The sequence below is a fragment of the Corynebacterium urinipleomorphum genome (assembly GCF_900155535.1).
GTDB lineage: Bacteria > Actinomycetota > Actinomycetes > Mycobacteriales > Mycobacteriaceae > Corynebacterium > Corynebacterium urinipleomorphum.
Genome location: NZ_LT706964.1, coordinates 348,440 through 357,807, shown reverse-complemented (window position 1 = coordinate 357,807; position 9,368 = coordinate 348,440). Strand labels below are relative to the sequence as shown.

Genomic DNA, 9,368 nt, shown 5'->3' with positions numbered 1-9,368 from the left:
CCACCAACAAGCTGATAGGCCGCGAGCTCATCCCACACCGAAAAAACTTTCCACCACAACCTCAAAGAAGTGGTCCTATCCGGTATTAGACCCAGTTTCCCAGGCTTATCCCGAAGTGCAGGGCAGATCACCCACGTGTTACTCACCCGTTCGCCACTCGAGTACCCCAGCAAGCTGGAGCCTTTCCGTTCGACTTGCATGTGTTAAGCACGCCGCCAGCGTTCATCCTGAGCCAGGATCAAACTCTCCACAAAAAATCAGTAAAAGAACTGAGCCGTGAAAAGCCCAAAACCCAACCAAAACAAACCACACCACACACCAAAAAGCATGCGGCCTGGCAATCCAAAAATTACTAGAACCAAAAAGGTTCAAAACATTGCTGCCCCTCCGACGAGGAGAAAAGACAACAACAAAAATCCAATCAGCCATGCAACCAACCAGACAAACAACACCCCATCAATGGTTCAGATGTCATTCGACCAGCACACACCACAAAAAAGATGCGCAAACAGTCACACAAACCAACCAAACAAAAAATCATTGGCACACTATCGAGTTCTCACACAACACACGCACACCCAACAACAAGCGAAACCAATCGCTTCCCATCGAAGAGGCTTGCACGACCCTACACACACCCACACAACAAACAAAATCGCCTGCTGAACAAGTGAAAACCTTGAGGATCCACCAGCGCTTGTTTTCCTACCGCCATCTCACCAGAACCACTGTCCGGCGGGGCGTTGTCGGTCGCGCTGACTTGAATAAACCTACACACACACCACACAACAACACAAACCCGCAGGTGGAATGCGGTTTCTAGGTGGGTTAAAGCGGTTTAAAGTGACGTCGATAAGCGAATTCTTCTCTTTGCGCCCTTGACCTGCGCTAATGCACGCGCTGGATATTTGCGCCCAACGCATTCATTTGCTCCACAAAGTGCGGATAACCTCGATCGATGTGCGCGACATCATGAACCACTGTTTCACCATCCGCAACCAATCCTGCGAGAACCAGCCCTGCGCCGGCGCGGATATCCGATGACCAAACATCGGTCGAGGAAAGCTGCTCGACCCCGCGCAACACCACATGATGCCCGTCGACTGAGGCATCAGCACCAAGACGCTGCATCTCATCGACAAAACGGAAGCGGGATTCGAAGACATTTTCCGTGATCACAGACGTGCCCTCCGCGATCGCCGCCAAGCCGATCGCCATCGGCTGCAGGTCCGTCGGAAAACCGGGGAACGGCAGGGTTTGGTAATCCACCGCCTGCGGACGCCCCTCCATGCGTACGCGGAATCCTTGCTCGTACGTCTCCACATCCGCGCCCGCATTCTTCAATTTCGCTAGGGCCAGATGGAGATGGCGCGGCGCGATGCCCCCGACGGTGACATCGCCGCGCGTCATCGCTGCAGCATAAGCCCATGTACCAGCGACAATTCGATCGCCGACGACTGTATGTTCCGTCGGGTACAGCTTATCGACGCCGTCAATCGTCACCGTCGACGTACCCGCCCCCTGAATGCGAGCCCCCATGGCGTTGAGCATCTCGCACAGGTCCACAATCTCGGGCTCGCGCGCCGCATTGTCTAGTACTGTCCGACCCTCCGCCAGGACTGCTGCGGTCAGGATATTCTCCGTCGCGCCCACCGACGGGAAGTCCAGGCTGATCTTCGCACCCGTCAACTTCTCCGCTCGAGCCACCACAGCTCCGTGCTCAATGTGGGTTTTGGCACCCAGCTTTTCCAACCCCGACTGGTGCATATCCAACGGCCGAGAACCGATTGCATCGCCGCCGGGCAAAGCTACGACAGCTTCCCCGCACCTCGCGGTCAATGGCCCCAACACGGCGACAGAAGCGCGGAATTGCCGCACAGCTTCAAAGTCAGCCCGAGAAGAGATGGAAGCGGGCGTGTGGATACTCACGATAGTTCCGTCAATCTCCACCCCGCAGCCCAGGCCCTCAAGGACCTTCTGCATCAACGGAACATCGAGAATCTCGGGGCAATTGTTCAGCGTTGTGGTGCCCTCCGCCAACAACGCCGCAGCCATCAACTTGAGCACGCTGTTCTTTGCGCCGGCGACGCGCACCGACCCCTGCAGACGTGTCCCACCTTGAACCAGAAAACGCTCTTTCACGCCCACCAGGGTAATGAAAATTCGACTACGGCTCCGCCTCGACCCCGGGCAAGCCTTGACTAGGGCAAAGCACCAATGCGGCGGGCAGCATTCACGGCCTCATAACGAGTGTGCGCACCCAGTTTGCGCATCACGCTACGCAGGTACGACTTCACAGTCTCCGCGCCGATACCCATTTCTTCCGCTGCCTCAACGTTCGTGTGCCCCAACGCCACACATGAAAGCACGTCAATTTCGCGGGCAGATAGCTTCGTCGACTGCTTGACGCGCACCGGCGAGACCATCTGGTCACAGAGCTGCTCCAGCTCCTTGCGCAGCTCTTCTTCCTCCACCCGGTTAGCCAGCATGCGCAGCTTCGAGTGCGTCGCACGGATCTGTTCCCACTCCGCGCCGTTCATGACACGGCCAGCCTTCGCCGCCCCTTTTCCGCCCTCGACGCGCCGAAGTGCGGAATTGACCGCCAAGTCCTGCTCCAACGTCCGCGCCGTCATGGTGACCTCCTCGATCACCTTGTCCCCCAGCCGGACCGGCGAATGCACACCCACGTACAAAACGCCACGGATCTCACGCTGCACAATCACAGGAACAGCAACCACAGAGTGCAGCCCCTCGTCCTGGATGACCGTGTCGTACTCGTGCGAAATCACATTCGCCCGCGTGTAATCGGAGACGCCGACAGCGCGACGGGTACTCACCACACGGCCGCCCACACCGTGACTCGGTTCAATCACAAGATTTTGCAGAGCCGGAGTACGCAGCCCGATCCACTGTGTGATCTGAAGCCGGTTGTCCGCCAGCAACGTGCCGTACATGGCCACCGGGATTCCCGTCGCAGTCTTCAACGACGTGAGCGAAGCGCGGATAGCGTCGTCATCGTCCTTGACCCGTTGCGAATCCATTCAAAGCTCCTTACAGGATGCCCCCGTTAGAGTGTCCCCACGGCGGCCGAAAATCCGTCTCTTCGGTACAGGTAGGACCATACTAACCCGCCTACGGGGGTAGCAAAACCATCGACCAGGCCACAGAACGCCGTTCGCATGCGTCCGATCTGCCCCGAACGCCAGGCAATCACTACCCCCGCCCGCCTAAATCGCAGACAACCCCACGTAAAACCGCCAAACCATACGGTTCACAGATCTTGGACTGCTCGGTCTAGATTTTTGCGTTTCGTCGTGTACCATTGAGTCCGTCCGCGGAAACGAAAGAGCTTTCCGCCGAGCACACCCCCAGCTCTAGCCGGGCTTCCCGCCAGAGCTGCAGCCGGGGGAAAACAAACTCAAAGGAGAGACAATGGGAAACGTTTACAGCAACATCCTCGACACCATCGGCGGCACCCCGCTCGTCGAGCTGAAGGGCATTACCGAAGGCACTGACGCCGCCAACGCGCGCGTGCTGGGCAAGCTCGAGTACTTCAACCCGGCCAACTCCGTGAAGGACCGCATCGGCCGCGCGATCATCGACGCAGCCGAGGCCTCCGGCCAGCTCAAGCCCGGCGGCACCATCGTTGAGGCGACCTCCGGCAACACGGGTATCGCCCTCGCACTCGTCGGCGCAGCCCGCGGCTACAAGGTCATCCTGACCATGCCGGAGACCATGTCCGTCGAGCGCCGCGTCATCCTCCGCGCATACGGCGCACAGATCGAGCTCACCCCGGGTGCAGCAGGCATGAAGGGCGCCGTCGAGAAGGCGAACGAGATCGTCGAGCAGAACGAGAACGCCATCCTGGCCCGCCAGTTCGAGAACGAGGCAAACCCGAAGGTCCACTACGAGACCACCGGTCCGGAGCTGTGGAACGACACCGACGGCAAGATCGACATCCTCGTCGCGGGCGTAGGCACCGGCGGCACCATCTCCGGTGCCGGCAAGTACCTGAAGGAGCAGAACCCGGACGTCAAGCTCATCGCTGTTGAGCCGGCTGCTTCCCCGCTGCTTTCCGAGGGCCAGGCTGGCCCGCACAAGATCCAGGGCCTCGGCGCCAACTTCGTCCCGGGCACCCTGAACCGCGAGATCATCGACGAGGTCATCACCATCTCCAACGAGGATGCCGTGGCCACCTCCCGCGAGCTCGCACGCAAGGACGCTGTCCTCGGCGGCATCTCCACCGGCGCGAACGTCAAGGCCGCCCTCGAGGTCGCTTCCCGCCCGGAGAACGCGGGCAAGACCATCGCGACGATCATCTGCGACTTCGGCGAGCGCTACATCTCCACCATTCTCTACGAAGACATCCGCGACTAAGCACTTCGCGCTTGTCGACGCCGCCCCCTCCCGCTGAATCCAAACCCTTCAGCGCGAGGGGGCCTTGTTTTGAGCGCTGTTAGACTACGGCCCATGCTGAAGGTGATCAGGTCCATTCGTGAGGATCTCGCGAACGCCCGCGAGCACGATCCCGCCGCACGCGGCGATCTGGAGAACGCGCTCGTCTATTCAGGCCTGCACGCGATCTGGATGCACCGCATCAGCCACGCTCTCTGGGTACGCGACATCAAGGGTCCTGCCCGCATTATTGCGCAGATCACCCGTTTCCTCACTGGCGTTGAGATCCACCCAGGAGCCACCATCGGCCGTCGTTTCTTCATCGACCACGGCATGGGCATCGTCATCGGCGAAACCGCTGAAATCGGCGAGGGCGTCATGCTTTACCACGGCGTGACCCTCGGCGGTCAGGTACTCACCCAGACAAAGCGCCACCCCACTATCGGCGACAACGTCACCATCGGTGCCGGCGCCAAGGTGCTCGGCCCAATCACAATCGGCGAAGGATCCGCCGTGGGTGCCAACGCCGTCGTCACCAAGGACGTGCCGGCGAATTGCATCGCCATTGGCATTCCCGCTAAATGCCGCCCCCGTGCCAGCGACGAACGCAAGCACCTCGTCGACCCTGACGCTTACGTCGCCGAGGACAACAACTACGTCATCTAAAGGCAGGGGCTCTTTCGACCCCTAGCCCAAGCGCGTTTTACGCGACGAGGTCTTTGTATTCGTCGTTCTTCTCCACGAAGTGCTCGACAACGGAGCAGGTCGGGATGATTTTCTTGCCTGCTGCACGAGTGTCGTCCAACGCAGCCTGCACCAGCTTTCCGGACAGGCCTTGCCCGCGGAATGCCGGGTCAATCACCGTGTGGTTGAAATCCCGTGTATCTGCGTCCACATCGCGGTAGTCAGCGAACCCAGCTTGGTCCCCGTCCACCGTGATGACGTAGCGCTTCTCCGCTTCCTTGTGCTCGACGTTGACGTTCTGCTCAGCCATAGTTGACTCCTTCGTAGTCACTGCGGTTCCGGGGCCTGGCCCGGAATGAATTTCGGAGCCACCCATCATATGCAAAAAGTCCTCCCGCATTCGCAGGAGGACTTCGTGGTTGTGGCCAGAGCCAGGATCGAACTGGCGACCCCACACTTTTCAGGCGTGTGCTCTACCAACTGAGCTATCTGGCCGGAACCGTGCGCCACACACATTGTGTGCAACAACAGTTCAGCGACCCTGACGGGACTTGAACCCGCGACCTCCGCCGTGACAGGGCGGCGCGCTAACCAACTGCGCCACAGGGCCTTATTCTCTTATTTCGCGCTTCAGCGGGGGTTTGATTCCCGCGTCTTGCACGAGTTGATACCTTACACAGAGGGCCCTCAGGGACACAAACCAGCATTACAATCGGCACTTTTCCGGGCATGCTTGTGGGGCCGGTGGGCGTGCTTCGCCCCCGGCTTTTCTCATTCGGGCATGCTGCGCCGACCGTGGGCATGGGGATGCCCCCAGCCGTGCGGGCACGTTCGTTGTTTCTTCCCGTGTCTGTCTGCTGGTCTTTGTGGCCGGGCGTTATTCCCGTTGTTTATTCTCGTTGTTTTCCGAACAACAGGTGCATTGCACCGTATTGGTGGGTGGTGTTCGGAGCCGGTCTTCCCCTTGGGGATACCCATACTGGGGTTCCTGCCCTGATCTCGACCCGGCCGCGGTGGTGGTGGGTGGGATCATCATCGTTGGTGCGGTTGTGGTACCTGCACACCACCGCCAAGTTATCCATGTTGGTCTGCCCACCACGTGACCACGCGGTGACATGATGCACCTCGCAATGATCCGCGGCATGCCGGCACCCCGGCACAGGACACGTCGTCAACGTCGCCCTGGCCAAGTCACGCTGCTTCGCATTGGCGAAACGTTTCGTGTCGTACAGGTTCACCGCACCCGCCTGCGGATGGAAGATCGCCACTTCCAGATCCTCACCATGGAACCGGGCGAGGTACTCCGCACCTGTCATGGTGGTGCCGTCAGACAGTCCCAGGATGGTGTCGTTGCCCTCACCACGCAGAATCCTCGTATGCTCTGCTAACGGGACCACCACCAGTGGGCGGGGTACAGCATCAGCCACACCACCCTCACCACGCAGAATGTCGGTCAGGGCTTCATACATTTGCGGGCCCGCAGGACGACCCGGATCCAGGTTCCGGCGCAAGGCATACTCCAACGCGGCGATGAAACTATCGTCACCCGTGGCGGTAAAGGAGCGTTTGCCTTTCTTCGGTGTACTGAACCGCACCGTGGACTCCGGGGCCGAGGCGTCCTGATCGGGATCGGGGATGATGGTCTTCGCCCGACGACGCAGAGTGTTGTAGTCACCGCGCACCGACAGCAGGGCAAGGCGGAGCCGCCACGTCTCACCTGCCGGCTTTATGGGCTTCAATTGGTTCTCAATGAACACCAACTGATCCAGAGACTTCCCCGTCTCCCGGGCAATCCGGATGGCATGGGCTTGCTGACGGGTGAACTTCGTCGGGCCGAAGTAGATGGTGTGGACACGCTCCCACTCATCAACAGTGGTGGGTTTGACGCCAGCATCACGAGCAGCCTGACGGTCAAAACCAGCCAGGATGTCCAAAGGACTCGCAACAGAAGCGAGAAACGCGTCAAACGTGTTCATGCCCCACACGCTAAAACCCGCCAACCACGAAGAAAAGGGCACGACCCGGAACCTGTGGATAACCGTCGACGCCGCCGAAGTTATCCACAACCCCCGGTTCCATCACACTTTGAAACCACCCTCTGACTTGCTCAAAAGGGCGGTTCCATCCATCGCAAGGAAAAATAAAGGGCCCGAGCACATTAGCTTGGACCCGATCTGCGACCCTGACGGGACTTGAACCCGCGACCTCCGCCGTGACAGGGCGGCGCGCTAACCAACTGCGCCACAGGGCCTTGGTACCCCCAACGGGATTCGAACCCGTGTTGCCGCCGTGAAAGGGCGGAGTCCTAGGCCTCTAGACGATGGGGGCACGCTGTTAGACAGCTCGATTATCGTAAGCCTGCGCTCGGCATAGCGCCAAATGAGCTGGTTAATGGGGTGAAAATGCGGAGTGCACGACGGAAACAACCACCGCCATTTCGGAGAGGGCGCTTAGCGGGCGACGGGAACCATCCGGGCGCGGTCGTCGCGTGAATCGACCACGGTCTTGCCAAACGGGAAGCAGGTAACCGGAATCAGCTTGAGGTTAGCCCATGCCAGCGGCAGACCAATGATGGTGACGGCCTGCGCGGCCGCGGTGACGATGTGCCCGAGGGCAAGCCACAGTCCAGCGAAAATGAACCAGATGACGTTACCGAGCAGGCTCAGTCCCCCGCCGTTGCCTGTATCGACGACCTCGCGGCCGAATGGCCAGAGAACGAAGCCGGCGATGCGGAATGAAGCGAGACCGAACGGGATAGTCACGATGAGCAGACACGCCACGATGCCCGCTAGGACGTACCCCAAGAAGAGCCAAATACCGGCGGTGACAAGCCAGATGATGTTGAGAATCAGTCGAATTAGTCCCATACCGGAAGGATAGATGGGATTCCCCTGACAGGCGCTTAGGCCAATAAAACAAGGCTCAGCGCCATGACAGCCATACCGCTGACGACACCGTAGACGGCACTGTGGTGCCGGCCGGTCTGGATGGCGGTGGGCAGCAGCTTGTCCAGGCTGACAAAGACCATGATGCCGGCGATGGCAGCGAAGGTGACACCGAGGGCGGCGGGGCCAAGGAAGGGGCGGAGGAAGAGGTAGCCGATGACGGCACCGAGGGGCTCGGCGAGTCCGGAGAGGGCGGCCCACCCGGCGGCGGTCCATTTCTTGCCGGTGGCTTCGCGGATGGGAACGGCGACGGCGACGCCTTCAGGAATGTTGTGGATGGCAATGGCCAGTGCGATCGGGGCGGCGAGCACCGGGTCCTGCACCGCCACGAAGAAGGTAGCAAATCCCTCGGGGAAGTTGTGGATGGCGATCGCGAGGGCCGCCATCACCCCGACCTTCCGCATGCGGGCGCTCCCAGCGGCGGCGTCGGGTTCTTCGTGGGGGTTGATCTCGTCGGGCACGAAGCGGTCGATGAGAGCGATGAACAGCACTCCCCCGAAGAACGCCACAGGTGCCCACACATTGGGCGATGCGACACCGGCTTCCTCCAGGCCGTGGACGCCTTCAGGGAAGAGCTCGACGAAGGAGATATAGAGCATCACGCCCGCGGAGAACCCCAGGGACGCGGCCAAGAAACGTTCGCTCGGATGGCGCTGGAGGGCGACGAGAAGGCCACCAAGGGCCGTCGATAAGCCTGCAAATAAACAAATTGCGAACGCCGTCATGCGCGCAGCCTACAGTAGGAAATATGGCTACCGCGAAGATCTACGACGCTGAACTGGACCCAACGAAGGACGAGATGGCGGCGCGCTTTTCGTCGATCACGCAGCTCGACGGCACCTACCGGGCGTACGACCGCGACGACAAGGTCGGCATCGAGGTGCTCGTCGGCCGCGACGACGAGGGCAATCTCACACAGTGCGGCCTCAGCTACCGCGAGGAAGCAATGGCGCTTGACGACGCCTTGACGCCCCTCACCCACTCCGTCCTCGGCCCCCGCTCCGTGGCGCAGCTGACGGCGGACCCTGTGGCTGTCCGCGAATTCGCCCAGATGATTCTGAACGGCGGGCAGGGCGCAGACTTCTCCACAGGCGAGCCGATCTTCGCCGTCCGGGGAACGGGAAGCGGTGAGGCTGTGGTGGACGACGTTGTGATCGAGACACACGACAAGCTGAACTCGGTGGGCACCCTCACCGTCGACGGTGAGGAGAAGCGCTACCAGTTGCGACTGCAGCGCGTCATCCGCGAGCTGCAGTCAGCTGAGGACGGCGACCTGGCGCTTGTGCGCGAGGACGGCGCGATCCTCATGAACCTGGGTATCTGGGACTAGCCCCGAGCTCGTCC

The 9,368-nt window shown here is 60.5% G+C and carries 9 protein-coding genes, 4 tRNA genes and 1 rRNA gene; 3 read left to right on the top strand and 11 right to left on the bottom strand.

Annotation, left to right across the window (positions count from 1 at the left end):
- The 3 genes from CZ338_RS07115 to ramA form a co-directional block, all read right to left on the bottom strand.
- Positions 1-254 (bottom strand): 16S ribosomal RNA (locus CZ338_RS07115); the annotation flags it as partial.
- A 634-nt stretch (positions 255-888) separates the two neighbouring features.
- Positions 889-2,142 carry a UDP-N-acetylglucosamine 1-carboxyvinyltransferase gene (gene murA, locus CZ338_RS07110; RefSeq protein ID WP_087117588.1) on the bottom strand — a complete coding sequence of 418 codons (1,254 nt, stop codon included), beginning with the start codon at positions 2,140-2,142 and terminating at the stop codon, positions 889-891.
- A gap of 59 nt (positions 2,143-2,201) precedes the next feature.
- Positions 2,202-3,041: an acetate metabolism transcriptional regulator RamA gene (gene ramA, locus CZ338_RS07105; RefSeq protein WP_087117557.1), complete on the bottom strand. Its 840-nt coding sequence runs from the start codon at positions 3,039-3,041 to the stop codon at positions 2,202-2,204.
- Positions 3,042-3,432: 391 nt separating this feature from the next.
- Between ramA and cysK the strand changes: the two genes are divergently transcribed.
- Positions 3,433-4,377, top strand: a complete 945-nt coding sequence (cysK, locus tag CZ338_RS07100; RefSeq protein WP_087117556.1) for a cysteine synthase A — start codon at positions 3,433-3,435, stop codon at positions 4,375-4,377.
- A gap of 93 nt (positions 4,378-4,470) precedes the next feature.
- Complete coding sequence (gene epsC / locus CZ338_RS07095) at positions 4,471-5,061, top strand: serine O-acetyltransferase EpsC (RefSeq protein WP_087117555.1); 591 nt, start codon at positions 4,471-4,473, stop codon at positions 5,059-5,061.
- 37 nt (positions 5,062-5,098) lie between these two features.
- Here the strand turns inward: epsC and CZ338_RS07090 are convergent, their stop codons facing one another.
- The 8 genes from CZ338_RS07090 to zupT form a co-directional block, all read right to left on the bottom strand.
- Positions 5,099-5,389: a GNAT family N-acetyltransferase gene (locus CZ338_RS07090; protein ID WP_087117554.1), complete on the bottom strand. Its 291-nt coding sequence runs from the start codon at positions 5,387-5,389 to the stop codon at positions 5,099-5,101.
- A gap of 112 nt (positions 5,390-5,501) precedes the next feature.
- Positions 5,502-5,574 (bottom strand) — tRNA-Phe (locus tag CZ338_RS07085).
- A 41-nt stretch (positions 5,575-5,615) separates the two neighbouring features.
- A tRNA-Asp gene (locus CZ338_RS07080) sits at positions 5,616-5,689 on the bottom strand.
- A gap of 280 nt (positions 5,690-5,969) precedes the next feature.
- Entirely contained in the window at positions 5,970-7,055 is a 1,086-nt protein-coding gene (locus CZ338_RS07075) for an HNH endonuclease signature motif containing protein (RefSeq protein WP_087117587.1), read from the bottom strand.
- 201 nt (positions 7,056-7,256) lie between these two features.
- Positions 7,257-7,330: transfer RNA gene (locus CZ338_RS07070), tRNA-Asp, on the bottom strand.
- Between the two features lies 1 nt (position 7,331).
- Positions 7,332-7,407: transfer RNA gene (locus CZ338_RS07065), tRNA-Glu, on the bottom strand.
- Positions 7,408-7,529: 122 nt separating this feature from the next.
- Complete coding sequence (locus CZ338_RS07060) at positions 7,530-7,946, bottom strand: YccF domain-containing protein (RefSeq protein ID WP_087117553.1); 417 nt, start codon at positions 7,944-7,946, stop codon at positions 7,530-7,532.
- Positions 7,947-7,981: 35 nt separating this feature from the next.
- Positions 7,982-8,749: a zinc transporter ZupT gene (gene zupT / locus CZ338_RS07055; RefSeq protein ID WP_087117552.1), complete on the bottom strand. Its 768-nt coding sequence runs from the start codon at positions 8,747-8,749 to the stop codon at positions 7,982-7,984.
- A gap of 23 nt (positions 8,750-8,772) precedes the next feature.
- Between zupT and CZ338_RS07050 the strand changes: the two genes are divergently transcribed.
- Positions 8,773-9,354: a CG0192 family protein gene (locus CZ338_RS07050; RefSeq protein ID WP_087117551.1), complete on the top strand. Its 582-nt coding sequence runs from the start codon at positions 8,773-8,775 to the stop codon at positions 9,352-9,354.
- Positions 9,355-9,368 lie beyond the last annotated feature (14 nt).

Bases quoted from the DNA above. Each gene is read 5' to 3' on its own strand.
- CZ338_RS07090 (WP_087117554.1), bottom strand. From the start codon at position 5,389: ATGGCTGAGCAGAACGTCAACGTCGAGCACAAGGAAGCGGAGAAGCGC.
- CZ338_RS07060 (WP_087117553.1), bottom strand. From the start codon at position 7,946: ATGGGACTAATTCGACTGATTCTCAACATCATCTGGCTTGTCACCGCC.
- cysK (WP_087117556.1), top strand. From the start codon at position 3,433: ATGGGAAACGTTTACAGCAACATCCTCGACACCATCGGCGGCACCCCG.
- zupT (WP_087117552.1), bottom strand. From the start codon at position 8,749: ATGACGGCGTTCGCAATTTGTTTATTTGCAGGCTTATCGACGGCCCTT.
- CZ338_RS07050 (WP_087117551.1), top strand. From the start codon at position 8,773: ATGGCTACCGCGAAGATCTACGACGCTGAACTGGACCCAACGAAGGAC.
- ramA (WP_087117557.1), bottom strand. From the start codon at position 3,041: ATGGATTCGCAACGGGTCAAGGACGATGACGACGCTATCCGCGCTTCG.
- CZ338_RS07075 (WP_087117587.1), bottom strand. From the start codon at position 7,055: ATGAACACGTTTGACGCGTTTCTCGCTTCTGTTGCGAGTCCTTTGGAC.
- epsC (WP_087117555.1), top strand. From the start codon at position 4,471: ATGCTGAAGGTGATCAGGTCCATTCGTGAGGATCTCGCGAACGCCCGC.